The 26,287-nt window shown below is 44.1% G+C and carries 22 protein-coding genes; 7 read left to right on the top strand and 15 right to left on the bottom strand.

Annotated features, from left to right (window positions below):
- The first annotated feature begins 1 nt into the window (after position 1).
- Both FLAVO9R_RS11400 and FLAVO9R_RS11395 read left to right on the top strand, forming a co-directional pair.
- Entirely contained in the window at positions 2-841 is an 840-nt protein-coding gene (locus FLAVO9R_RS11400) for a p-hydroxycinnamoyl CoA hydratase/lyase (RefSeq protein WP_159531382.1), read from the top strand.
- A 6-nt stretch (positions 842-847) separates the two neighbouring features.
- Positions 848-2,323: an AMP-binding protein gene (locus tag FLAVO9R_RS11395; RefSeq protein ID WP_159531380.1), complete on the top strand. Its 1,476-nt coding sequence runs from the start codon at positions 848-850 to the stop codon at positions 2,321-2,323.
- A gap of 62 nt (positions 2,324-2,385) precedes the next feature.
- Here FLAVO9R_RS11395 and FLAVO9R_RS11390 read toward each other — a convergent pair whose 3' ends face one another.
- Positions 2,386-2,934, bottom strand: a complete 549-nt coding sequence (locus FLAVO9R_RS11390; RefSeq protein WP_159531378.1) for a GDSL-type esterase/lipase family protein — start codon at positions 2,932-2,934, stop codon at positions 2,386-2,388.
- Positions 2,919-3,404, bottom strand: a complete 486-nt coding sequence (locus tag FLAVO9R_RS11385) for a GNAT family N-acetyltransferase (protein ID WP_159531376.1) — start codon at positions 3,402-3,404, stop codon at positions 2,919-2,921. The genes FLAVO9R_RS11390 and FLAVO9R_RS11385 overlap by 16 nt, the downstream gene beginning before the upstream one ends.
- Before the next feature lie 174 nt (positions 3,405-3,578).
- Here FLAVO9R_RS11385 and FLAVO9R_RS11380 point away from each other — a divergent pair, with 174 nt between their 5' ends.
- Complete coding sequence (locus FLAVO9R_RS11380; RefSeq protein WP_232370634.1) at positions 3,579-5,513, top strand: extracellular catalytic domain type 1 short-chain-length polyhydroxyalkanoate depolymerase; 1,935 nt, start codon at positions 3,579-3,581, stop codon at positions 5,511-5,513.
- Between the two features lie 95 nt (positions 5,514-5,608).
- On the opposite strand, the gene FLAVO9R_RS11375 is transcribed toward FLAVO9R_RS11380, so the two are convergent.
- The 8 genes from FLAVO9R_RS11375 to FLAVO9R_RS11340 form a co-directional block, all read right to left on the bottom strand.
- A complete protein-coding gene (locus FLAVO9R_RS11375; RefSeq protein ID WP_159531374.1) occupies positions 5,609-6,370 on the bottom strand; it encodes a hypothetical protein in 762 nt (253 codons plus the stop codon).
- A 69-nt stretch (positions 6,371-6,439) separates the two neighbouring features.
- Positions 6,440-6,820: a VOC family protein gene (locus FLAVO9R_RS11370; RefSeq protein ID WP_159531372.1), complete on the bottom strand. Its 381-nt coding sequence runs from the start codon at positions 6,818-6,820 to the stop codon at positions 6,440-6,442.
- Between the two features lie 113 nt (positions 6,821-6,933).
- Positions 6,934-10,089 (bottom strand): efflux RND transporter permease subunit, encoded by a 3,156-nt coding sequence (locus FLAVO9R_RS11365; protein ID WP_159531370.1) that lies wholly within the window; start codon positions 10,087-10,089, stop codon positions 6,934-6,936.
- A gap of 10 nt (positions 10,090-10,099) precedes the next feature.
- Positions 10,100-11,254 (bottom strand): efflux RND transporter periplasmic adaptor subunit, encoded by a 1,155-nt coding sequence (locus tag FLAVO9R_RS11360; RefSeq protein WP_159531368.1) that lies wholly within the window; start codon positions 11,252-11,254, stop codon positions 10,100-10,102.
- Between the two features lie 168 nt (positions 11,255-11,422).
- On the bottom strand, positions 11,423-12,532 hold the full coding sequence (locus tag FLAVO9R_RS11355) for a GGDEF domain-containing protein (RefSeq protein WP_159531366.1): 1,110 nt from the start codon (positions 12,530-12,532) through the stop codon (positions 11,423-11,425).
- Positions 12,533-12,542: 10 nt separating this feature from the next.
- Entirely contained in the window at positions 12,543-13,157 is a 615-nt protein-coding gene (locus FLAVO9R_RS11350; RefSeq protein ID WP_159531364.1) for a PqiC family protein, read from the bottom strand.
- 124 nt (positions 13,158-13,281) lie between these two features.
- Entirely contained in the window at positions 13,282-14,916 is a 1,635-nt protein-coding gene (pqiB, locus tag FLAVO9R_RS11345) for an intermembrane transport protein PqiB (protein ID WP_159531362.1), read from the bottom strand.
- A complete protein-coding gene (locus FLAVO9R_RS11340; protein WP_232370633.1) occupies positions 14,913-15,908 on the bottom strand; it encodes a paraquat-inducible protein A in 996 nt (331 codons plus the stop codon). The genes pqiB and FLAVO9R_RS11340 overlap by 4 nt, the downstream gene beginning before the upstream one ends.
- A gap of 349 nt (positions 15,909-16,257) precedes the next feature.
- On the opposite strand from FLAVO9R_RS11340, the gene FLAVO9R_RS11335 reads away from it, so the two are divergent.
- A complete protein-coding gene (locus tag FLAVO9R_RS11335; RefSeq protein WP_159531359.1) occupies positions 16,258-17,388 on the top strand; it encodes a hypothetical protein in 1,131 nt (376 codons plus the stop codon).
- A gap of 99 nt (positions 17,389-17,487) precedes the next feature.
- On the opposite strand, the gene asnS is transcribed toward FLAVO9R_RS11335, so the two are convergent.
- Positions 17,488-18,885, bottom strand: a complete 1,398-nt coding sequence (asnS, locus tag FLAVO9R_RS11330) for an asparagine--tRNA ligase (RefSeq protein ID WP_013784826.1) — start codon at positions 18,883-18,885, stop codon at positions 17,488-17,490.
- A gap of 292 nt (positions 18,886-19,177) precedes the next feature.
- On the opposite strand from asnS, the gene FLAVO9R_RS11325 reads away from it, so the two are divergent.
- Positions 19,178-19,573 carry a hypothetical protein gene (locus FLAVO9R_RS11325; protein ID WP_159531357.1) on the top strand — a complete coding sequence of 132 codons (396 nt, stop codon included), beginning with the start codon at positions 19,178-19,180 and terminating at the stop codon, positions 19,571-19,573.
- Here FLAVO9R_RS11325 and FLAVO9R_RS11320 read toward each other — a convergent pair.
- The gene (locus FLAVO9R_RS11320; protein WP_159531355.1) at positions 19,566-20,534 is read right to left on the bottom strand and encodes a calcium/sodium antiporter; all 969 of its coding nucleotides are present in this window, start codon (positions 20,532-20,534) and stop codon (positions 19,566-19,568) included. The two genes, FLAVO9R_RS11325 and FLAVO9R_RS11320, sit on opposite strands and share 8 nt — an antisense overlap.
- Before the next feature lie 340 nt (positions 20,535-20,874).
- Here FLAVO9R_RS11320 and FLAVO9R_RS11315 point away from each other — a divergent pair, with 340 nt between their 5' ends.
- Entirely contained in the window at positions 20,875-22,374 is a 1,500-nt protein-coding gene (locus FLAVO9R_RS11315; RefSeq protein ID WP_159531353.1) for a RimK family protein, read from the top strand.
- 2 nt (positions 22,375-22,376) lie between these two features.
- Positions 22,377-23,588: a GNAT family N-acetyltransferase/peptidase C39 family protein gene (locus FLAVO9R_RS11310; RefSeq protein ID WP_159531351.1), complete on the top strand. Its 1,212-nt coding sequence runs from the start codon at positions 22,377-22,379 to the stop codon at positions 23,586-23,588.
- A gap of 167 nt (positions 23,589-23,755) precedes the next feature.
- Here the strand turns inward: FLAVO9R_RS11310 and FLAVO9R_RS11305 are convergent, their stop codons facing one another.
- The 3 genes from FLAVO9R_RS11305 to bioA form a co-directional block, all read right to left on the bottom strand.
- Entirely contained in the window at positions 23,756-24,037 is a 282-nt protein-coding gene (locus FLAVO9R_RS11305) for a hypothetical protein (RefSeq protein ID WP_159531349.1), read from the bottom strand.
- 272 nt (positions 24,038-24,309) lie between these two features.
- Complete coding sequence (locus FLAVO9R_RS11300; protein ID WP_159531347.1) at positions 24,310-24,831, bottom strand: DUF2937 family protein; 522 nt, start codon at positions 24,829-24,831, stop codon at positions 24,310-24,312.
- Positions 24,832-24,913: 82 nt separating this feature from the next.
- On the bottom strand, positions 24,914-26,191 hold the full coding sequence (gene bioA, locus FLAVO9R_RS11295) for an adenosylmethionine--8-amino-7-oxononanoate transaminase (protein ID WP_159531345.1): 1,278 nt from the start codon (positions 26,189-26,191) through the stop codon (positions 24,914-24,916).
- Positions 26,192-26,287: the final 96 nt, after the last annotated feature.

The raw sequence follows: 26,287 nt of genomic DNA, 5'->3' as shown, positions 1-26,287 counted from the left end.
TGTGAGCATTGAAAGAACTGAACAAGAAACGGTTGCATACGTAGTTGAAAATAATATTGCTTGGGTGAAATTTAATCGTCCTGAGAAGCGAAACTGTATGAGTCCAAAGTTGAATCGTCAGATGCAGCGTGTACTGGATGAATTAGAGTTTCGTGATGATGTTGGTGTAGTCGTGCTAACCGGTGAAGGAACGTCGTGGTCTGCGGGTATGGATCTTAAAGAGTACTTTCGTGAAAATGAAGGTAAAGGCTTAGGCGCGACACGTCAGGCACAAAGAGAAGCTTATGGCTGGTGGCGCAGCTTGCGTTGGTATCAAAAACCTACCGTTGCTATGGTAAACGGCTGGTGTTTTGGTGGTGGATATGGTCCGTTGTTCGGCTGCGATCTAGCATTTGCTAGTGAAGATGCAACCTTCGGTTTAAGTGAAATCAACTGGGGCATTTTGCCTGGCGGCGGGGCTAGCAAAGTAGCGGCAGACTTAATGCCTTTACGTAAAGCTATGTATCACGCCATGATGGGTGAAAACATTGACGGAAAAACTGCGGTAGAGTGGGGCTTAGTTAATGAAGCATTGCCCGCTGATGAACTTAAAAGTCGTGTAGAAGCTGTTTGTAATGTATTACTCGCGAAAAACCCTGTTGCACTAAAAGCGACTAAAGATGCCATACGCCGCGTGAAAGAAATGACCTATGATAACGCTGAAGATTACCTAATTCGTGCACAAGAAGCGGCGAACAGTTTTGATAATGACGGGCGAAAAGAAGGAATTAAACAGTTTATCGACGACAAAACTTACAAACCAGGTTTAGGTGCCTATGACAAAGAAAAGCAAGGCGCATAAGGGAGAATGACACAGATGGACTTTCTGACATTTCAGGCAAATTTTCGACCAGACAGCTTAGCGGTGCAAGACCTTACTTACGATCGTAGTTGGAGCTTCAGCGAATATAATCTGTTGGTCAGTAAGTTTTCTGCGTATTTGCTACAACGTGGCATAAAGCAAGGGGATAGAGTGGCCTGTGTGAGTAAAAACAGAGCCGAGGTGGTAGCCCTACATTTAGCGTGTGCACGGTGTAAGGCTATCTTTGTCCCCTTGAACTGGCGTCTTGCCTTGTTCGAAATTGAAAGCTTGCTTGATGACTGCGAACCTTCATTAGTCTTTGGCGACGAAAAAGCCGCTGAGATTGGTTTAGCATTCGAGCCCATCGACAACCTTATTAGTGATACTGCGGCTATTAGCGGGGAAGATTTAATCGCGTTTGATGACGATGCTGCGAGTTTAATTCTGTATAGCTCGGGAACGACAGGACAGCCTAAAGGTGCCATCCATACTGAAGCTACCTTAATGGAAACCGTACTTAATTCTACGTTACTTTACGAAGTGGACCAACACAGTGTATTTCTGGCTGAATCCCCCATGTTTCATGTTATCGGACTGATTGCATCTGTCAGGCCGGTACTCTACAACGGTGGCAGGTTAGTTATATCAGACGGTTTTATACCTGAACGAACGTTAGAAAGGCTTTCCGATTCCGAGTTAGGAATTACTCACTACTTTTGTATTCCACAAATGGCCAATGCGCTTCGACAAGAAGCGAGTTTCAACCCGGTTAACTTGAAGCATTTGAAGGCATTACTGACCGGTGGGGCTCCTCACCCAGAAGTGCAAATTCGACGATGGTTAAATGACGGAATTGCCATAGTGGATGGTTATGGAATGAGTGAAACAGGTTCCTTGTTGGGAATGCCGCACCAGCTTAACTTAATTGACCAAAGTGCAGGATGCGTTGGTACGAGCCCCCCACGATTGACTATTCGGTTGCTAGACGAACAAGGTAATATAGTGAAAGCTGGGGAACCTGGAGAAGTGCAAGTAAAAGGAGCTAACTTATTCAAAGGTTACTGGCGAAAGTCGGCTTTGTTTAATAATAGTTTCACTGCTGACGGTTGGTTTAAAACAGGTGACATTGCCCGACAAAATGAGCAAGGTTTCTATCGGGTTGTTGATAGAAAAAAAGACATGTTTATTTCTGGCGGTGAAAATGTGTATCCCGCTGAAGTAGAGGCGGTGGTGTTGAAACACCCTCAGGTATTTGAATGCGCAATGATTGGAGTACCCGACGACAAGTGGGGAGAAGTTGGTTGTTTATTTGTGGTGTGTAATTCTGATGTGAAATGCCTTGATCTTGAAGGGTTGAATCACTACTTAGCGTCGCACCTTGCGAAATACAAAATACCCAAATCTACTGTTGTACTTGACGTGTTGCCACGCAATGGCGCAGGTAAAGTTCTCAAGCACGTGTTATTAGAAAGTGTGGCCTGATTTCAGGCCCTTTTCTATCTGAATTTTCAAGCATGCCCGATAGTATTGGTTCTGAGCCAACGTCACCAGTTCTGGGGACTATTTTTGCTTCTGGAGAGTGCATTATTCAGTACGTTAAGCTCAAAGCCGTAAGCCATCTCTTTGTTTCCTGCCTCTCCGGGATGAATATAATCACCAGAGTCATATTCAGGTGCGATGTGGTTTAACGCGTTGGCGTATCGTAAAATACTGTCAAAATCGATTACGTTATCGAAGGCCTGGCTGGTTTTTATCCATTCATTTAAGGCAAGGCGTAACTGATTTTTCTCATCGCTGTAATAGTGGGTAATTGGCGTGCCCTCAAGTGTCCCTTGAAAAGGGGGAATTGTTGCGTCTATCATGCTGACGCCTTGCATATGTGCCTGCTTAACAAGCTGTGTAAATCCGGCGGTTAGTTGCTCTATATTCGGTAATGACGTCTCAGGCGCAAAAGGCGTACCCGGCCAAGCGATGTCATTTATACCCAATAGTACGATTGAGGAGCTAATGCCGGGTTTTGACAAGGCATCGCGCTGTAATCGACTCAGCGCATTACTGCCCATCAAAGGCGGTCTTGTTATATGCGCAGCCATTTATACATAATGTAGCTATCAACAAGTCCTAATTGACCGTGTTTATATGCCTTAGGTATTGTACCTATAATGGAATAACCGAGCTTTTCCCAAAGCCTAACAGCTACATTATTAGTCGATACCACACTATTATATTGCATAGCATCAAAGCCAAGCTCAATGGCTTTCTTTTGTGAGTGCTCACACATAAGACGAGCAATGCCTTTACCCCTAGCTTCAGGTGATACCATATAACCGCAATTACAAATATGGCTACTCGGACCCATGGCATTTGGCCTAATGTAATAAGTACCAAGAACAGCGTTACTTTCAACAAACACGTACGCGTTCAATGGTATTTCACACCACAAGGAATATGCCTCTTCCAGCGTCATATTGGGATCAAACGCATACGTTTCTTGGGCTTGAATTACCGAATAAAACGTTGGCCAAAATGACTCAAAATCTAATTTTGTGATTTCTCTAATCATGAATTTTCCCCAAAAATAACCACTTCATCGTCTGATTATTATCTAAACCGAATCTACGGTCGACGGTTTTTCGATGACCGACGGCTAGCCTCAGTACGAAAGTTCTACATCTGTTTTGCTAATTAAAGGTTAATAATATGTAAATTAAAGTGTGTGGGTAATAAATGAGAGGGCATGATTATGATATTAGGTAAACGATTTACGTTAATACGCATTATTGGCAATAGTTTGTTGGCTAGTATGGTGTGTTTATTCACTTCACTGGGGGTGAGTGCTGGTAGTTGGCAACAAAACGTTGCTGCAGGCGGATTTAACAATGTGCACATATATACCCCCGATACCCAATCGCCTATTGGTGAAGGACGGGCGTTATTAGTGGTATTACACGGATGCACACAGTCGATAAGCGCTTACCTCAGTGCCAATCTTGAGGAAGCAGCTGAAAGTTACGGTATGGTAATTGCTGTGCCCGATGCAATGAATAAAGCTGGATTTAGCTGTTGGTCCTATTGGCAGGGCGCTAAATCTCGTAGTGCAGGTGATTACGCTAATTTACTGTCGTTGGCTAACACACTAACCGCTGATAGCAGCTATGGCATCGATGCTGATCAAGTGTACATTGCTGGGTTGTCGTCCGGCGCAGCATTTGCTAATACCACGGCTTGTTTAGCGCCAGATGTGTTTGCTGGCATGGGAATCAGTGCCGGGCCGAGTATAGGTACAAGTTCAAGCGGTGCTATTGGTAGTTGTGAATACGCTGATGTTGCCACTCGCTGCCAACAATATGCCGGGAGTTATACCGCATCCTTCGATGATCAAATTGCCTCCATCGCTCATGGTGATGCAGATACCACCGTTGATACTTGTTACAACCGGCAAAATGCTGAAGGGATGGCGGATGTATACGGTGTTTCTGAACTAGCGGGCAATTCTATTATTGGTGCTACAGGTCGCACTGCTGAAGAAGTTCTCTGGCAAGAAGGGCGTGTATCAATGTTGTGGCTAAACGGAGTGGACCATGCATGGTCGGGTGGGGACGGTGCCAGTGGCTCTTATATCAATGGGAGCGGTATTAACTACGCTAGTTACTTGGGGCAGTTCTTCATTGATAATAATAAGCGAGTGGACCGCAATCAAGCGCCCGTACTTAGTGGTGTAACCGCGCAGGAATCGGGTGGGCAGTTAATTGTGCAAGGTAGTGCCGTTGATGAAGAGGGAAGCGTTGATCAAATCAATGTACTTATTAGTGACAATATAGGAAACGCTTATCAATATACAGCGATTACCCAGTCTGATGACCGTTTTTTAATCACCAGTGCTGCACTTGCAGATGCGTTGTATGTGGTTTCTGTGACAGCAGTGGATAATGAAGGGGCGGTGTCTGCAGAAACAAAGCTAACGGCGCGAGTAGGCCCGCCGCCACCGCCAATTGCTCCGGTTATATCCAATGCAATTGCGAACGTTTCAGGTCAATGCGCGGCGGTGTCTGGTGATGTTTACGATGAAAATGAAGATCTTACTAATGTCATCGTAAGCTATTCAACCGGCGATATTAGCGCCACTATCGAAGGTTTGTCTTTTTCTGCCACAGCCTGTGATCTGCCTGGTGGCCAGCAAAACATCACGATAACGGCCAATGATGCGGCTGGCTTGTCGAGCAATACTCAGCTGAATGTCTTCATTGACGCTGGCGTTACCGCAACACTATCCGAGCACATTTCTGCAGGTCGTTTGGGATACACTGAATACGCCACCTGCTATTTGGAGTACGGAACTGACACGTTCAAACTCACTGAAGCAGTACAAAGCGACGGCAATTGTATTTGGCAAGACAATGATGTGTCGTGCTTCGGGGTTGCACAATCTTGCAGTACTGGAGGGGGTAACAATGGCGGAGGAAACGGTGGTAGCAGTTCCTGTGTCGAGTTTACAACTAGCAACTACTATCATAAAGTTGCGGGTAGGGCTTACAGCACCGGTAATCTCTTTGCGCCTGACTATTTTGCAAATGGGTCTGATGACGCAATGTTAGGTTCTACGTGGGGGACCGTTACACTGTACTCTAACAACGATACCCTCTGGTATGTGGGGGCTTGCCCATCGGTATAATGTCTATTGGTATAATGTATGACTAACGTTTGCGTGGGGCTCAATATCAAGTGTATTAGGGCCCTGCGTATATGCGTTGTAGCCACAACGTTTTGCTAGAGCGCGAAACGTCCAATCAATGTGGCCCACTCGTTCTCCAGTTGACTAAACGTTTTACCAGTAACTGATTGCAAATCCTCTCCAGCATAAATTTTTAGGTATAGACCTAAACCGTAGTTTTCAATTAAAAACTGTGTAAAGGCACCTTCTTGCAGATAAGCAAGCTTTCTGCCTTTGCCTGTTTTTGCTGAATGCCTTACATTTTCTGTTTCTTTTAGAGGAATCAATCCTCCGTAACTTATTGAAGTTTCGGCGACTGCTCTATATAGATCTTGGCCAAAGTTAGGGTATTCGGGGGTCTCACCAAATCTATGTTGTAGGAATACTGCTAAGCCATCATCGAAAAAACGGTCCTCGTATCCATTTTTCTTCTTTTTACGAAAATAACTGACTGCATAGACGTGTGTCAGTTCGTGAATTACAGCCATGCCGCTATTTTCTGATTTGTCTTTAGAAAAAGCGGATAGCACCCTTTTTTCTGGAATATGGATCGTATTCCAATCCTGATAGGGTGTCCGGCGTTTTTTCGAAATGTATACAATTACATCTTCCTGAATAGGAGTACCTTGATATTCTACTGACTGGTTAAGATAAGCTTTTACAACGTTTCTATTTGCGCTGATCGTTGATGCTAGTTGTTCAACGATTGAAATGGAAACATTCTCATCATATTCGATGGTAAAATCTTTAGCCTGAAAAGTTTTTGCAAATGTCGACGTGGAAATCAACAGAGAGATCAACAAGTACTTCTTGAACATAAATTCTTCCTTTGTCACTAAGCTATGTGTTTTTGTCCCAATGAGCCTGCGAGATATTTAATGGGCTTGTTATACGCGTATTTCCACTTTCCACGGTGGGTTCAAGCGGTTTTCGCCAGCCCAATAGAGTTTGATTTTGTTACCTGAAGGGTCTTTCAGAATAGCCTCTTTCCAAAGGTAACTTTGTTCCGTAGGGGGTTGCACAATCTGAATACCTTTTTGTGATAAGTTTTTACAAAGCTCATCTAGGTCTTTGTGTTCAAAATAGATTACCGAGTTATTCTGAAGCTCTTCATTTTCAAGCGATAAAGAAAATGTAGAGTCGCCGTCTGGGCATGAAAACCTAGCGTAGTGAGGTGTTTCGACAATTTGAGTGAAGCCGAGCTTTAAGTAAAAACTAACCGCATCGTTCATATTTTTTACGGGCAAAGTAACCTGATTAAGTTTCATTTAACTTCCTAAAATATAACGTTTAAATAAATGAGTTAGTAATGTGAACGATACCATTATTCTGCACTTTAAAATGTCGCTAAATCGAAGGCTGAAAAATGAGCAAGGAAAGACTACTCATTCTCAAGTTCAATCCCATTGCTCACATTAAGGTTTAAAGACCTTTTCTGTCGAAAAACGTTGTTTTTTATCCATGAAAACGGAATGGTTAAATCGAGTAATATTAAATATAAACACGGTACTAAAATAAGCGTGACCAGTGTGGCGTAAAGTACAGCAAAACCAAGAGCGGCCGCCATGGGCACCACGAACGCAGCTTGTAGGCTACTTTCAAACATAATCGGCAGTACACCGGCGAAGGTAGTGATGGAGGTCAGAGTGATAGCCCGAAAGCGAGCACTTCCGGCTTCGGTTACCGCTTCTTTAATACTGTAGCCCTGGGCGCGGCGTTGGTTCACAAAATCGGTCATTACCAACGAGTCGTTTATTACAACACCAGCAGCAGCGATAAGACCGAAAGTAGACATCATGCTTAAATCGAGGCCCAGTAAGAAATGACCCCATATCGCGCCTGTAAAACTAAAGGGAATGACAGACATGATAATAAGCGGCTGCCCATAGCTTTTAAGGGGCACTGCTAGAAGGATATAAACCATAATCATCGCGGCTAAGAAAAACAAAATTTGCTCGTTTTGCTGGGCTTGCTGTTCTTCTATATCGCCGCCAAGCTCGGTCATCACTGATGGGAATTCTTCTTGAAGTTGTGGCAGTAATTTTTCACGAATTTGTTCTACTACTTCATTAGGCTCCACCGCCTCTTCATCAATGTTGCCCCACACATACACGCTGCGATAACCACCTTCACGGCGAATATAACTAATGCCAGGCTTTTCTTCCAACAACACGATGTCACCTAGCATTACGTCACGGCCTTCGGGCGTTTTGATAACGGTATATTTCAAATCAGCAAAACGCTCACGGGTAAGTTCGGGATAGCGCACCATCACCTTCACTTCTTCACCATTACGAATAACACGCTGGGCTTCGCCGCCATAGAAGCTAGCACCAACTTGAGAAGCAATGTCAGAAAGGGTTAAACCTAAGTCGTACGCCACGGGCAACATGACTAATTGCACTTCTTTGCTGGCAGGATCTATGGTTGAACTAATATCAAATAGTCCATCTTGTTGTTGCAGCATTTCAATAAACTTCAAACCTGCAGCGTTCAATGTGTTGATATCAGGGCCAAATAAAAGATAGCCAAACTCGCCATCATCGCCACCACCATTCACATCATCTATTACCGTGAATGACTTCATACCAGGAATTTCTGGTATGGCTTCTCGCCAGCGTCTTGCTAACTCGAAGGTATCAATAGGGCGCTTGTCTTCGTGCACTAAGGGGGTCAAAATTTGGCCTTGGGTGCGTTCTTCGTTGAAAGCGAGTCTGTCGCGGATCATACCGGTGCCAAACTCTTCAATAACCTGTTCTTCAACGTCTAAGATCGTTTGTTCTATGGTTTTTAACGCGGTGATGGTGGCAGCATCCGACACGTTTTCATTCATTTCAATGCGAACGCTAGGAAAATCATGAGGTACTTTCGGGTTGGGTACCATACGCACATAGTTTGCATTGATTAGCCCAACGCTAATCATCAAAATACCGAAGAAAAGGAAAAATACCGCCCAACGCCACTTTAACGCACGCTCTACCGTTCGTTTATAAGGGCCGTTTACAAAGCCGTAGAATCGAGCGTTAAATTTATCCCGCCAGCTTCCTTTTTTAATCGGTGTAAAGTGTGTATGTGCAATATGTGCTGGTAGTATTAGCTTTGATTCAACCAGGCTGAACGCTAAGCAAAAGATAACCACAATAGCGATATTGTAGAAGAAGGCTCCTTCAGGGCCGCTACTTAGGGTAAACGGAGCAAATACCGCAATGGTTGTTAAAACACCGAATGTGGCTGGCGTAGCAACACGCTTTGCGCCGCGTACTACGTTATCAATACCGCCGCCTTTGCTTTCTATTTCCGTATAGGCACTTTCTCCTATGACAATGGCATCGTCTACCACAATACCCAGCACCATAATGAATGCAAATAGCGAAAGAATATTAATACTAATGCCAAATATCGGCATCAGCATAACGGCACCTAAGAAGCAAACCGGTAAGCCTACCATTACCCACAAGGCTAGCCTGAAACGTAGAAATAGGGTTAGCATCAAGGCGACAAGAATGGACCCTTGAAACAGGTTTTTTAGCATCATGTCCAAGCGAGCATTCAAGTAGTAGGTCATATCTACCAGTATTTCTAAGCTCACTCCATTTGGAAGGGTTTTATTTCTCTGCTCAATGTAAGCTTTCACCGTGTTAGCAACGGGGATGGTATTTTGTGATTTAGTCGCACTTACCGACATGTAAATGGCGTTTTTGCCATTGTATTTAAAGTAGCGTTCGCCTTCGGTAAAGCCATCTTTAATTGTGGCTATGTCACCTAAAGTCACTTTTGCACCTGCAGTACCAATCTTAACTGGAATTTGGGCAAACTCAGTGCCGCTGTAATATTGGTTTTCTACCCGAACAGAAATAATACCTGCGTTGGTACGCAATTGCCCGGCAGAAATATTAGTGGAATAGTTGCTTATCGCACGGCTAACATCGGCAATGCTAAGGCTGTATTTACGCAGCATTTCTGGTTTTATTTCAATGGCAATTTCATCACTGGGCGTAGATATTTCTACTAAGGACACGTTGCCTAATTGAAGCAGCTCATCTTCAATTTCTTTGGCGATAACTTTAAGCTCGGGCAGGGGTAAGTCGCCCACCAATGGCATTTCAATTACGTCTTGTTGAAACTCAATTTGCGAAATATTTACCGGTTCCATTCCCGCAGGAAAGGTAGCAATACCGTCAACTCTTAGTTTCACTTTATCGAGTACATCGGTAAGTTCTTCATCGGTATCGATTTCAAGTGTAACGGTTCCAGAATCACGAAAGGCGCGAGCTACCGTTCTTTTAATCTCGGTAACGTCTTTTAGCGCCTCTTCTACCTTAATAAGAATACTTTCTTCTATTTCTTGGGGAGATGCCCCAGGATATTGTGCCGACACCGTAATGTAGTTTATTTCGATGTTGGGAAACATTTGGCGCTGAATCGTAAAGTAACTGGCTAAGCCCATCAAAATGATAAATATCATTAATAGGTTAGCCGCCACGGCATTATTAGCAAACCACGCGATGATGCCAGTTTCGGAATTCGTTTTATTCATGGTGGCGCTCCTATTTCGCGGTGTCGCTGTTCGCCACAAAATCAGCGCTGTTATCGATGACTTTTACTTCCATGCCATTTTGAGGGTATTCAGGTAAAGACATCACCACTTTGTTCGGGTTGAAATTACCTTGAATAAGAAAATCGCTGCCATCTTCACGAATAACCTGAATTTTTTGCGAGACTAACTTACTTTGTTCATCTATTGTCCAAAGTGTGCGGTTGGTCACTAATTCTTGAGGAATACGGTACACATCTTCTAGTCTTTTGCCCTTAAAGCTAATCGTGGTATAGGTGCCGAATTTAACGATGGGTTTGGCTGCATTTAAGGCGTAAGGGTCTTCAATTCTGGCTACAAAATGCGTCATGCGGGTGGCACTATCGATAACCCCCGTATCGCGGTGGATAGTGGCGGTAACTTGTGTTTTGCTTACATCGTCTAGGGTAAGTATTGCTTTTTTCCCTAGGGTGTCTTCATCTAAAAATACCCGGTCGAAGCCTGCGATTGGGAAGGTGATTTCTGCCTGCTCAATATTATTGATAACCGCAGCGGTAGTCCCTTGGGTAACATAATCGCCGGTACTGATCTCTCTTGAAATAATGAGAGCATCATAAGGAGCAGTTACTTCACAGTTATCTAAGTCGCGCTTGGCAATTTTGAGTTGAGCTTCTGCCGATTTAACCGCTGCTTGTGCACTCATAACCTGTGGCTTTCTAAGGTACAAGTCGGTGATCCTAGCATCAGGCATAGATTTGGCTTCTAGTGCTGCTACATCCGCCTGTGCTTGCTCTTGAATTAATTGTGCTTGTGCACTGGAAAGGTTAGCTTGCGCGAGTAATAGTGCTGCCTCGTAGGCGTCTTTTTCTACCGAGAATAACACTTCACCTCGACGAACCAGTCCGCCACTTACAAATTTGGGGTTCCAAGACTCAACCTCACCAGAGACCTGAGCCGCAAGATTAGTGCTTTCTAGCGGCTGCACTTCTCCATAAGAAGATAATGTGATGACAGAGCTCTCGACATCAATTTGCTCGATAGTGACGGTGGGACGAGTGTCTACCGCTTCCGTTATGGCTGAATCTGAGGCAGAGGCCTCAATGCCTTTCATTATAAAGTAACTCACTACCAGGATGGCAACGGGAAGTATGAATTTCATCCATTTCATAATCGGGTCTTATTTGAAAAAATTACCTGAGCGTAGTTTAACGTCAAACTGTGTCAAAGTTATTCATCAATTGTAACTAAACGTGAGTCAATAAATGTAAAGACTTAGGGAGATCAATACTTACACGTGAAAAGGATTTTCGGGAGGGGATATCACTGGTTGATAAGTCTAGCGACTACTTTTACGCTTAAGCTCTGTTGCAGTACATACTTTATTTCTACCGTCATTTTTTGCTTGGTATAACGCTTGGTCGGCCAAGTTTAACGCAGCAGTAAGTGTCATTGATGGCGTAATCTCGCACACCCCAAAACTTGACGTGACACGGTGAGATTTGTCGTCAACCGGAATGGCTTTAGCACTCAGATTTCCTCTTATTTGTTCAGTCACAATCTTCGCATCTTGCTCATTAGTTTCTGGAAAAATAAACAAAAATTCTTCGCCGCCCCATCGCGATAGGCCATCTTGTGCGCGCAAGCGGCTGTTGAAAACGCCGGCAACCTGTTTTAATACCTCGTCACCCGCATCGTGTCCGAAGGTATCATTTATAGATTTAAAGCGGTCGATATCAGCGAGCGCGATAGAAAACGATTTTTTGTTTCTCTGCATTCTGCTGAGTTCCTGCTCAAGCTGCTGCTGGCCTCCTCTGCGGTTTAGCAGGGTAGTTAGAGGGTCATATCTTGCTTGACGTTCAAACTGTTCGCTCAAATACATGGCCGTATTGTAGCTACGTTGACGGCTATACTCATAAAATGCGGATAGGAAAGAAACCGTGATGAAAGTATAGACAATGCGAGTTTTAAACTCGAAAGAATACTCTGTCGCCAATAAGGCATTATCGGGTGCAAAAAATATGACAATAATAACTGCCGCAAAACCTGTTAGCGCCATTAGCCCCCGGCGAAAACCAGTAAAAAACATGGTGACGGAGGGGACGGTAAATATCCAAAGCGGCCCCGTATTTTCGCTACCGCCAGTCACGACTAGTGTGAGCATAAGTGACATGAGGCAGGCAATTAAAACGGTAGCAGAAATGAAACTGCCTCGCTTTGCCCCTATCATGGCCTGTAACTTGTGAGATATTGCAAACAGTATGGTGGAAGAAAATAACACGCAGGTTAAGAAGGCTTCTTGTGCAAACAGTGCCCGAAACCCAAGTAAAAAAGTCACGGTCATTCCAACCGCAGAAAACATGTTAACGACTCTGATTCGACGATTTAAATCGTCAGACAGCGATGCATCGGTTCCAAGGTCTACAAACTTTTTAAGGGCACTAATCATAAAAATAGGGTTATCCCTTAGTGATTTCGCTAGCTATATTTTCCGCCAAGGCATGAATAGCTTCTCGCATCACTTCGATACTTGCAGGGAATCCATCGACTTCAAGAGGGAGTATGTACTCGAAATCCCGTGCTGACTGCGAATCGTCTATGTGCTTTACAACGTATTGCCCGCTCAGAATAATATCGCCTTGCCATGTAGTGATAAAGTCATCTATCTGTAGGGTTAAATAGTCATTAACCTCTTTAGCATTCACATTATGGGTAACTAACATTACACCTTGGGTACGTAACGATGCTTTTAATGACTTAGTAATACCCTCATCAAGGGGCTCGGCCCAAAGGTGATCAGTCGCGATATGTAAACTGGTAGAGCTGGTTTGATAAACAAGGCCTCGTTGTTTCAGATAATCGGGGAGGATAATCTTATTTATTAATAAACCATGGGGGGCAGTTTCATACTCAGTTGCAGAAGACGAAGTCGTTGAATGTAGCAAGTAATATTGCAGTGCGCTGCCAGATGAAGCACAGCCTACTAATGAAGCGCCAAGAAAAGCAGCGAAAATTAATCTTGCTCTAATAACTTTGCAAACCAGCGCATTCCTATTATTAATAAAAGTGTTCATTATTATCCTTACAGTACTTAGATAGCGCTTAGCTCAGCCGCTTCTAGGTTGGCATTTACTTGCCTACGTAAACCCACAAGCCTTATACGTATTTTAGTTCTTAGTTGACTAAGTTTCTATTTCGCTAATTTTTCGCTTTTGGTTCAATACCAGCGCTATTGCTATCAGTAAAAATCAAGCTATTCGGTGACTGATTCAGCTTTAATAACAAAGGCTGAAGATTACGCATAGTATCTTGCATAGTATCTACCGTTTCTTTGATTTCAGACTGGCTCAAGCCCCCTTCGCTGTAGTTTTTTAACAAGCTGTCTAAGCTTATCAATACTTGATTTAAGTTAGTGTTAAGCAGCTCTGTATCTACATTTTCAATAAGCAAATCAAAGTCATCACTCGCCGTTTCAACAGACTGCGCAGCCAGTTTCATATCTTCTACGGCCAATAATACGTTTGATACCATGTCATCCAAAGGCAGTTGATTTATCTTGTCTAAAATCGCATCTGCTTTTTGCGTAATTTGCGTAAACTCGTTAGATACAGTTGGGATCACTTCGTAACCGTTCAGCACTGCTATCTCATCACTGTCGTCAGGTTTTGAAACGTGCTGTAAGTCTACAAAAAGACCACCGGTGAGTACATTACCCATTCGGAGGGTAGCCCTTAAATCTTTACGAAGCCAATTGCGCATGGTTTGTTTGATGGCATTCAATCCTTCTTCTGTGTCCGGCTGTCTGACTTTTCCAGGGTAGATGTTAATAATGACGGGGATGGGATAATCCCGTTCAAGTATGTTGCCTTCCACGGCAGGAAACGAGTTAATAGCCGTTACATTACCGATTTCAATTCCTCGGTATTCAACGGGGGCGCCTACGGTAAGCCCACGAACACTTTCATCAACTAAAAGCACATACTCGGCGGCAAGCTTGTACCGTGCATTGGAGGCAGTAGCAATATCACCGTAAATAGTAAAAAACGCGTTCTCTACCACTCGCTCACCAATTTGAACCCCTTCAGGTACACCAAAGGTAATACCGTTGGCTAACAGGGTTTCTAAACTGCCGGTTTCCATTTTTACGCCGCTTGATTCAAGCTTAAGCTTTACGCCGCTCACATCCCAAAAACGCGTATTTTCGGTAACAAGCTTATGGTAGGGGGCTTCAATAAACGCATCGTAGTACACCACACGTTCTTCAATATTAAAGACCGCATCTTCAAACTCACCGACTTTGAAGCCTTTATAAATGATGGGGTCACCTGGTTTATAAGCAAACTCATCATCGCTTTGCAGAATGACGTGTAATCCAGGTGTGCCAGCAGGTGTTACAGGAGGGCGCTCGAGGGCGATAAAATTAAGCTGTTCTTTACCGCTGTCATTCGCCGCCATGGCGATATAACTACCAGAGAGTAAGGTGTTTAGACCGGACACTTCTGAAAAACTAATTCGCGGGGCCACCACCCAAAATTCACTTTTATCGGTAAGTAGGTGAGATGCATTGGCATCGATGCGCGCAGTTACTAATACACCGTCCAAGTTAGGCTTAAGCGTAATTTTTTTCACTTGCCCCACATCCAAATCCCGCACTTTGATTGGGGTTTTGTTAACTTCGATGCCAGTGGCAGATTGCAACTCTATGGTGATCAGAGGCCCTTGGTTTTTCCATTGTTGATAAACCATCCAGCCACCAACCACTACTACTAATATGGGAATGATCCATATACGAGAGATTGATTTTGTGGACGTAACTTTTGCCTCTTCTGTCATGGTAGTTGTTTCCAATGCTGCCAAATTAACCGTGAATCAAATGTCATCGCGGCTATCATCGTAGTAAAGACCACCGCGCAAAACGCAAGCGCTGCGGGGCCAGGAAAAATAGAAAGTGTATTACCCATTTGAATCAATGCAACCAATACCGCGACAACGAAAACATCAATCATAGACCAGCGTCCAATTGCTTCGGTGATGCGGTAATAGCGAATGCGTAATTGTGTAGAGCCTGTTCGGCCCAGTTGAACACTTAGATTCAACCAACACAGAATGATAATTTTAGCGACTGGTACCACTACGCTGGCCACTAAAATAATAATGGCGATGGGGTAGGAGCCCCCCTCCCACAGCGTGATCACGCCGCCTATAATGGTATTTGGGGTTTCTTGACCAAAAAATTCAGTTCGCATGATAGGTAATACGTTAGCGGGGATATACAAAATAGTTGATGTAAGTAGCAGCGCCCAAGTGCGTTGTATACTGCCACTGGCTTGTTTTTCTTCTAAAGGTTTTGGTGGTGGCAACTTGCCTTCGTGCAGCCACAACGCAAACCCTGTACTGTCAAAGTTCGACATAGAAAGAGCCATAAATGCGGTAAAACCAATAAAAGCGTAAAAAGACATACCAATAGCTACATCGGCGAGTTCGGAGACTTTTATCAAACTAACTAATGTTCCAACTAAGAATATCTCGGCCATACTCCACGGTAGCAAGGCTCTTACCCAATAAAACATTCGCTTAATAAACGGTGTTCTCGCATTGTTTAAATGTGCTAACCCAAGGGTAATAAAACCTAAAAGCACCATGCCGGGTAAAATTAACGTCGCTAATCCGGTAATAATAGCCAACGATAAATAGTCATTTTCCATTAAAACTGAAAGACCACCGGGAAGATCGATACTATGCTTCTGACCACTTGATTTAAAAGTCAAAAAGTTAAAAGGTAGGGATAGGGCCAAAAACACAAACGCACTTATTGAAAACGCCAAAAGCCGCTCGCTTGCATTTCTCTTAAATGTGAGCAAGGTATGATGGCATCGAGGGCATACTGCCCGTTCTCGATGATTCAATTCTGGCAATACAACGCGATGATGGCATTGTTCGCAAACGAGGGTTAACCTATTACCTTCAGCCATAGGGGTAAGAAAACGACTACCTTATTTTAAATGGAAACATCGAACTGTAGATCCAAGCCTTAGAGCCGGAATGTAAACCCAAACTATAAAAACGACGGTTAAACCGTTGAATTGTAATTGTTAACAGAATAGCGTATTCCACGGTTAGCGGGAAGCTTCGCTGAGAAGTACAACTAAAAATAATCACAACATAAGACATTACATGAGCATAATAATTCAATTCCAGCGCCGCTTTGGGGTATTTAAGCGCGTAATCGAGCGTGGCTTACTAAAACGATCTTCAAGGGGAACAACGTTTTGGAAAAGCCTGAATTTGGCGCAGCGTTGTTATGCTGCTGCAACCTTGGTGTATTTTAGTGTACTGTTTTTCGATATTCAGGGTGTTTTCTTTAACATCGTAATTGGCGTATTGGTGACGATTGCCATTCTTCATGAATTCTGGCCAAGGTTCATGGTGGTATGGAATAGCTTACCAGGTAAAGCTTTTATCCTTTTCATTTATGCTGTAATCGCCAATTTTGCGTTGGCTTCGGCAAGTGGATTAGTGAATAGCGTTTCGGGTGTCAGCGCCGCATCACTGCCTTACAGTCATAATTTTGCCATTATCCTCATGCTACCAAGCTGGTTTTTCATCACCACGCTTTTAGCGCTGGTACTTGTTCAATTAGTCATGCCGCTGTACTTAATCGCATTACTGCTGCTAAAGCCTTTTGGCGTTCATGGCTTATGGCATGCGCCAGACTACCGGTTTGTGTTCACCACCGCTTTAGTTCGCTACGTGTGGACGATATTGATATTGGTAAAGGTGTTAGAAGTGTCGATGGAGTCGGGGGTGGTGAGCTTTTTCTCAGACACGCCCTCTGAAGTCGTGTCGACTAGCTCAGAAGTTGAAGATAAAGGTGTGAATGATGCCCAAATCGGCAACGCAAAAAAAACGGTTAGGTTGGCTGACGCTGCTAATAATTTAAAAGGGCTGATTGAGGCGGAATTTGAAGCTGAGCGTAAATCTACTGCAGTTCTCGAAGCCGATTCAAAAGCATTACCAGATGCTACCTCGCCAGGCTCAACCGAAGATGAAAAAGTGGTTAGCTTTGACCTTGCTGCTCAAAGTGCTAAGTTTCGACTTATGCAGATGCAATTGCTTGCTGAGTTTATTTTCCATTATGAAGCTGACGAATTCTCTCGCTGCGCTAACCCCGAAGGTACACGAGTTGTGGAATTGAACGACTATGAAATTTTAACTATCAGCCTTTTAGAAAATGATGATATTGGCTATTCCTATACGGTAATACCGTGTCGCTCAGCAGCGATTGGCAATGGAATAACGCCTTAATAGAATAGCGTGAAGTGATGAGTGGTAAGAAACGCTGACTGCAGAAAACAAAAAGCCAGCACAAGGTGCTGGCTTTACATAAACAAGATTTACCGCAATTTAGAAGCTTGCGTTACCTGGTGTACGTGGGAATGGAATAACATCACGTACGTTTTGCATACCAGTCACATAAGCAACCAAGCGCTCGAAACCCAGTCCGAAACCAGAATGAGGTACGGTGCCGTAACGGCGAAGGTCGCGATACCAAGCGTAGTCTTCTTTCGACAATTCCATTTCTTCCAAACGGGCATCGAAAACATCCAGGCGTTCTTCACGCTGCGAGCCACCAATAATTTCACCAATACCTGGTGCAAGTACGTCCATAGCTGCAACGGTTTTACCGTCGTCGTTAATACGCATATAGAATGCTTTAATATCCTTAGGATAGTTTTGCATAATGATAGGCGCGCCAACATGTTCTTCGGCTAAATAGCGCTCATGCTCAGAAGACAAATCGATTCCCCATTCAACAGGGAATTCGAACGTCTTTTTGCAGTTTTGTAGAATGTCGATAGCGTCTGTGTAGTCCATGCGAACAAAGTCAGAACTCACTAGCTTTTCTAAGCGTTCAACGGCATCTTTTTTAATGCGCTGAGCAAAGAAGTTCATGTCATCTGGCAGCTCTTCAAGTACGGCTTTACATACATACTTCAGCATATCTTCAGCTAGTTGAGCAATATCGCTCAAATCAGCAAAAGCGACTTCCGGCTCAATCATCCAAAACTCAGCCAAGTGGCGAGATGTGTTTGAGTTTTCTGCGCGGAAAGTAGGTCCAAAGGTATAAACCTTAGACATAGCTGTACAGTAAGTTTCAACGTTCAACTGACCCGAAACGGTAAGGTAAGTTTCTTTACCGAAGAAATCTTCTGAGTAATCAACGTTACCTTTGTCGTCTAGTGGTAAGTTCATCATATCTAATGTAGATACGCGGAACATTTCACCAGCGCCTTCTGTGTCACTTGCGGTTAAAATTGGGGTTGACACCCAAAAGTGGCCGCGTTCGTGGAAAAAGCGATGGATGGCCTGTGATAAGCAGTTACGCACACGGGTTACCGCACCAATTACGTTAGTACGAGGGCGCAAGTGAGCGTACTCTCTCAAATACTCGATACTGTGACGCTTAGCTGACATTGGGTAGGTATCAGGGTTTTCTACCCAGCCTAATACCTCAACCTCTGTTGCTTCAATTTCTACCGATTGGCCTTGGCCTTGAGATGCTTTTACCACACCCGTTACCGATAGTGAGCAACTTGCTGTTAAACGCTGTACGTCAGCGTAATTTGACAGAGAACTCAGTGCCACCACTTGAATAGGGTCAAAGCAACTACCATCGTGTAGTGCTATAAAAGATAACCCAGCCTTAGAGTCGCGGCGTGTTCTTACCCAACCTTTAACGGTTACCGATTCGCCAACTGCGTACTTACCTTTAAGTACGTCGACAACGGGCGCATGCGTCATGTTAATTTCTCCGTCTCACTGATTTATGCTGTTTTGTGTCATTGGCCACAAGCAACAGCAATGTGCATTTGCACTAATAATGGTTTTTACGTCAATCTTTTGGATTTTCTGCCGATAATTCAGCATGTTTTAGAATTTTCATCCTGAAAAAGCGAGATAGCACTTAGTCATTTTAAAAACGCGAGAATGGCGTTTACAAGAGGACTAAAAATAAATACCGCTAATAACGCATAATCCAATAGCACGCTAGTATACTCAACCTAAAGCGGGATGCCAGAGAACAGAGTGACAAATGGGAAATAAATATAATCCGTACGGTGTTGAAGAGCGACGTTCAAGACCTAGAACCGAAACGAATTTCTTTCGCGTGATGCTGGCCCTGAATGTAGTAGGGTGGTTAGCCTTAGTCGTAACTCTGGTTCTTTTTCACTTTGCGCGCCCCGATTTTATCAGTGGTGTACAAGAATATTGGGGAATTGAAGGCGACACAGGGTGGTCGGCTGAATATGTAAAAGCCATGCAAATCATGCTGCAAGTGTGTTTATTGGTAAGCTTGGTCAGTATTGTAATGCGCGCCCGCCGAAGCAGGCGACAGGGCGATCAATTCGGTTTTAATTTATTCGTATTGGCCAGCATAGCTGTTATTAGCCTTATTACACTGGCCACTACTATGGGAGCCGCTACATAAAGGCGATGCTAATAAGCCAATAGGTGTAAATGGCGTAAGCTGCCACAAATGCGCCCCCTTCTACTCGATTTAAGCGCCCTTGGCGCTTGTAGCCAATGCAAAATACAAACAGTGCTACGGTGGCTGCTAGCATCACCACTACATCGCGATATAAGAAGTCAGCACTTACCGTCATCGGCTGAATAGTACCTGCAATACCTACTACGGCGAGGGTGTTGAACATGTTAGAGCCAATAACATTACCCAAGGCCAAATCGTGCTCCCCTTTTTTCACTGCAATGAGGGATGAGGCAAGTTCGGGCAAAGACGTACCAATGGCAATAACCGTCAAGCCAATGATGGTATCGCTAACGCCAAAGAAGGTGGCCACTTCAACAGCTCCCCACACTAATATGCGAGAGCTGGCTACTAGCAGCAATAGGCCGGTAATAAGCCATACAATATGGGTTTTAATAGTACCTTCTGTTGCATTGATTTCCTCACTGTATTCATCGGCTAGTTTATCTTTACTGCCTTGCATGCCGTGCCAAATACTCCACGAAATAAGCAACACAAACAGGCCTAGTAATGAGAAAGCATCATCCTTTGATACCGTTTGGTCTAGTACCTGCCAAGAGGCAAAAAAGGTAATGCCCAGTAGTACGGGAATTTCCTTTTTAATAATGTTCGATTTAACCGCAATAGGGCTGATAAGTGCGGTTAATCCTAAAATAAGCAGTATGTTAGCGATGTTTGAGCCGTAGGCATTACCTAGCGCAATACCTGAGTTACCCTGAATGGCCGCGAAGATTGAAACAATGATTTCAGGGGCTGACGTTCCAAAACCAATAATGAGCATACCAATAAGAAGTGGAGATACGCCAAAGTGATTGGCGACGGATGCTGCGCCGCCTACAAATTTCCCTGCACTCCATAGCAAAACCGGTAGCCCGATAAGAATGGCTAAACTGGCTAGTAACATACAATCTCCTATTTGTTTACTGAAATCTGTTCGCAGTATTTTTTATAAAAAAGCTAAGTGAAAACGACAGCTGTCTTGGGCTTTCGCCTCATTTCGGCTGAGCTTGAATCACAGCCTAGCGCCTTCTAACGGGCGATAGCTCTTCACCATCAATAACCCTACTGGATAGATTAGTTTTCGTTGTCTTAACGATGAAAAAAAGCCGTGCTCAATTCACTTTGCAATTTTCACTTTCGGCGTAAACTCAGCGCCATTCTTACTCGAGTGGTGGCGAATATTACTTTCAAATATCGCATCACTCGAATTGTAACTTACTTAATATTATTTAGAAGCGAATTACATGCACAATACGTTGATTGTGGCTGACGATGTTACGCCATTTAGCGAAACAGCGTTATCGGTACTTACTTTTCAAGATTACTTGGCGGAGTTTCCGAAACTTAATGAACCAAAAATACGGGTGATAAACCTGTGTGATACTACCCGCTATTTAAGCCAAGGGTACTATTGTTCATTGCTAGCGCAGGCACGTAACCATTTAGTATTGCCCGGTGTAAACACCATTAACGACCTACGACTAGCAGAAGCACGCAGTGTGGATAGGCTGCCTTTTGCATTGTCGTTACCCGTGGATGAAATTGACATTCCTACTGCACCTTTATTAGTACTTTTTGGTGAAGTTAAAGATCAGCGTTTCAAGCGTGTCGCCCGTCAAGCGTTTGAAAAATATCCGTGTCCGATTTTGCTACTTACCCTGTCGGTATCTGATTCCCGTGCAGATAAAAAGGAGGGTAAAAAAGTAAGTGGTAAACATAATGTGGTTGGCTTTGCTGATATTGCTGCGAAGCCCTTTACCGCGCTAGACAGTAAACAACAGCAGCAGTGTATTGCACAGTTAGAAAACTACACTACGAAACAGTGGCGTGCTTCTAAAGTAAGTAAGCGCACTCGTTGGGACATGGCTATTTTAGTTAACCCTGATGAGTCGACGCCTCCTAGCGATGAAAGAGCCATTCGCCACTTTGTAAAAGCGGCTGAGAAGGTGGGTTTTAGAGCTGATGTGGTTTCACGTTTGTCGCCTGAAGATTTGGGCCACTATGATGCGTTATTTATTCGTGAAACTACGGCGATAGACCATCATACCTACCGTTTAGCCAGAGCGGCTGAGCGAGAAGGGGTAATAGTGATGGATGATACCCAGTCTATATTGCGCTGTTGCAACAAAGTGTTTTTACAAGATGCGTTTACTTATCAAAAAGTACCGGCACCGAAAGCCACCTTTGTGTCGAACTCAGATGATGAAACCTGCGATAAGCTTATTGAAGAATTCTGCTTACCTTTGGTATTGAAGTTGCCAGAAAGCTCGTTTTCAAGGGGGGTACACAAAGCAGAAAACCGCGATGTGTTAAAAGCCCGATTAGTCGAGATGTTAGCAGAATCTGCCTTAGTATTGGTTCAAGAATATATTTTTACCGAGTTTGATTGGCGTATTGGTATGTTGGGCGGTAAGCCGATTTACGCGTGTCAGTATTTTATGGCGCGAAATCATTGGCAAATTTATCACCATCAAGGCGAGCGTTTTTCATCCGGTGGCTTTACTACTATGCCAACCTTTGAAGTACCTAAGCCGGTATTGCAGGCAGCAATTAAAGCAGCAAAGGTTGTGGGTGATGGTTTATACGGTGTAGACATCAAGCATTCAGGCAATCAGGTATACGTGATTGAAGTAAACGATAACCCGAGCATAGATGCTGGGGTGGAAGATAAGTATTTAGGCAAAGCCTTGTATGAGTTAATTATGCAAGAATTTGCGGACAGACTAGAGCGGCGAGGACGATAAGCATGAACAGTGCACTTGCTTCTGAATACAATAAACTTGCGCCTGAATATAAAGGTGGGGATGAAGCTGAAAAGAATGCCGTGAACAATGTTCAATTGAGAAAAGCCACGTTAGATGATGTGAAACGAATACAACACATCGAAAACACGTGTTTTAAAAGCGATAAGCTGAATGTTCGCCGCTTTCGTTTTTACGTTACAGCCAAACATGCTGAATTTTATATTGCCGAGCATCATAGCGCGCAAGGGGTTTCGCTAGCGGGTTATGGATTACTGTTGCTACGCAGAGGAACACAACTTACTCGGTTGTATTCCATCGCGGTGTTGCCCGAAGCCCGTGGCCTCGGAATAGCTGAAAAGTTGATAGCAAGGCTAGGGGAGCAGGCGTTAGCCAGGGGAAAGCGCTTTATGCGCCTAGAAGTGTCTGCGGACAATAAGGGCGCTATTTCACTTTACCAAAGGCTAGGTTTTAAACAGTTCGGTATGTACGTTGATTATTACGACGATCATTCAAACGCCTTGCGTATGCAAAAGGTATTGGTGTCATCGAAAGCCATGTCCCATGCTATATACCCTTGGTATCAGCAAACGACTGAGTTTACCTGTGGGCCATCGGCATTGATGATGGCCATGTGTTCATTGCAAAATGGTTTTGCAATGAACCAGCAAAAAGAATTGGCGATTTGGCGTACGGCGACCACAATATTTATGACGTCAGGCCATGGCGGTTGCCACCCTATTGGATTGGCGCTAGCGGCACAATTGGAAGGGTTTACGGCAGAAGTTTTGATTAACCAGCCTTTGCCATTGTTTGTGGATGGCGTAAGAAGTGAGCATAAAAAGCATATTGTTGGGCAAGTAGAAGCTGACTTTTTGCTTCAAGCGCAAAAAAGTAATATGGCTATTGCTACTGAAGAGTGGCGTGTTGATGCTATAGAACAAGCGCTAGATGCTGGTAAAGCGGTGGTGTGCTTAATAAGCACCTATGCATTTGACAAGAAAAAAGCACCACATTGGGTGGCTATTACCAGTTACGATGAACAATGCTTTTATTTGCACGACCCCGATGCTGACGAAGGCAATAGTCAAAACGAAAGTCAGCGTGTTGAATTTCAACACATTCCAGTGGCAAGAGACGACTTTGTTCGCTTAGCCAGTTACGGTACACGCAAAGTGCGTACGCTAGTGCTACTGTCTACAAAAGCTGCTATCTAAAAAGCTACTTTCTAAAGCATTTCGCGGCTGATGGGAATGACTGATTAGCCAAGATTGCTTCAATAATAAAAGCGCGGTTGTTTTCATAACGCTAGGGACTACAAACTTAAGGCAGAGTGAAAAGCCTTAATTTAGGCACCTTGAGCTAGAATATAGCAGCGCAGTTATTAATGCCTAACCTGCGCAATTGTTACTTCTTCATTAAGCGCGTTTAGGCGGTTAACTAAACCTGATAATTCTTTAACTGAACCAGAATAGGCAAGTTGCTTGCTGGTGTGTTGACCTTTCACCGCAGACTTGAAAATGGCCGTGCTTTCGAAGCAGGCTGTTTTCTTATCAAGTGCGTCCCACTCAGTTTGTAGCTCGCTAGGGATACAATGACGTTTTGCACTGATTTTGTCTTTTATTTGCAACACTTTCCCAATAAGTAATTGTGCGTCAGTAGGCATTATGATTCTTCCTTACTATTTAACTAACTAAAATAATTGCGCTTTTTTGTTATTGGCACGGTTTATTTATGCTAAAACAAAAAACTCCTATTAAGCTTACTGCATGGAGAATGCCAAATTTGCATAGAAATTATTCAAAGTGCATTTAGGATGAATAGGTAGGGGAATAGTGTAGGGAGAATAGACGTGCAAGTGAGGGGCATAGTTGCCTTGCTCTGGCTTTACATTGTTTGCCTCGCTATATAGGGCGTAATAGGCTGCGCCAAAGAGCGTTAACGATAACTGGCGTGCCGTGGCTTGTGCTTCAAGTGCCTGACTTGGCAGTAGCAAAGGTATGGGCCCCACAATAGTAAATTAATCAGTAAAGCAGTGATAAAGCTGAAAATAATTGATGATGGGGTAAGCGGCACGGATGGGCTGAAATTACCCAATACCTTCTGCAGTGTAGGCGCGTTTGAGGGTGTGAGCATATACCAAGCTTTTTCATAATAGTGGCCGTGCTCAAGGTTCTTGATCCCTTGTTCTATATGGTCTAGCTTGGTGAAAAGCGTCGATTTACGTTCTGCATCTGCTCTTACCACGGCTTCACTGTTTTGCCTTAGTGCACTTAACATTGCCCCCACTGATGCATAGCCATGCTGCGTTGCTAATGCCGACATGGCAGACACTTCTTCGCGGGTTGCATCGTAATAGCCGCTCAAGTACTGACGATAGTGATCGGCTAAAATAGGCACCTGCAGTGCGGCAACAAACAGAGTGGCAAAAACGATTTTATCAAAAACGCGTACAAACATATAAATGACTGACCTAGAGTTATTTTTCAGCGATTAAGCAGTGTATAAATTACGGTAGACCAGTCATCGCACCCCTATATTTTCACCTTATACTTCCGCTTAAATAGGTGTAGATAGCATGGGTCAGTTTGCTGAGTTGGTCTGGGCTAATGATGTATGGAGGCATAATGTATACCAGCTTACCAAAAGGCCGTATCCACACACCTTGTTTTACAAAGTGGCGCTGAATATCGGCCACGTTGACAGGATGAACGGTTTCAACCACACCTATTGCGCCTAGCACTCTCACATCGGCTACCGTAGGCAGGTTGGCACATTTTGACAGTTCAGTGTGTAATTGTTTCTCAATGGCGGGGATTTGTTGCTGCCAGTGATTTTCGTTTATCAATGACAAGCTAGCATTAGCTACGGAACAGGCAAGTGGGTTACCCATATAAGTGGGGCCGTGCATGAATACGCCAGGTGAGCCTTGGCAAACACCTAATGCAATATCTTCAGTACATAAGGTGGCCGCTAAGGTCATGTAACCGCCAGTAATAGCTTTTCCTAAACACATAATGTCTGGAGAAATGCCTGCATGTTCACAGGCGAATAGCTTGCCTGTTCGCCCAAATCCAGTAGCGATTTCATCACAGATAAGTAGCACGTCGTAGTTGTCGCAGAGTTGGCGGCAGCGTTTTAAATATTCAGGGTGGTAAATACGCATACCGCCCGCACCTTGGACAACGGGCTCAAGAATAAGCGCTGCCATTTCATGGTGATGGTTTTCGAACAGCTCGGCCAAAGGTAAAATGTCGTCTTCGCTGAACGTCTGGCCGAAACGGGTTTGTGGGGCTGGGGCAAATAGCTGTTTGCTTAAAACACTCTCAAATAAGCTGTGCATTCCGTTTACCGGATCGCATACCGACATGGCCGCAAACGTATCGCCATGATAACCATTGCGTGGTGCTACAATGCGAGACTTTTCTGGGCGACCTTGGCACGCCCAATATTGAATGGCCATTTTGATAGCCACTTCTACCGAGACCGAGCCGGAGTCGGCTAAAAAGACCCGTTCAAGTCCATCAGGTACCATTTCTAGAAGCGTGCGACATAGGTCGACCGCTGGCTGGTGGGTAATGCCGCCAAACATCACATGGGAAAAAGCATCTATTTGACTGTGGGCCGCTTGGTTTAATACAGGGTGGTTGTAACCGTGAATGGCCGCCCACCAACTCGACATGCCATCTACTAAAACGTCGCCCGTTGAAAGCGTAAGCTCTGCTCCTCTAGCGCCAACCACTTCATAGCAAGGCAAGGGGTTAGTTGCTGACGTATAAGGGTGCCAAATGTGTTTCTTATCAAAATCTATATTGTTCAAAATTCAACCGTTAGTAAAGCTTTTGAAATGGTCAGAGTTGACAACTCGTGTTTGGAGCATAGACTAAGCCAGCATTCTTAATTAGTAAAGGACAGT

Origin of the sequence: Alteromonas sp. 38 (assembly GCF_902506055.1) — a bacterium.
GTDB lineage: Bacteria > Pseudomonadota > Gammaproteobacteria > Enterobacterales > Alteromonadaceae > Alteromonas > Alteromonas lipotrueae.
The sequence above is the reverse complement of the archived record's forward strand: the minus strand, read 5'-3'. Positions and strand labels throughout refer to the sequence as shown.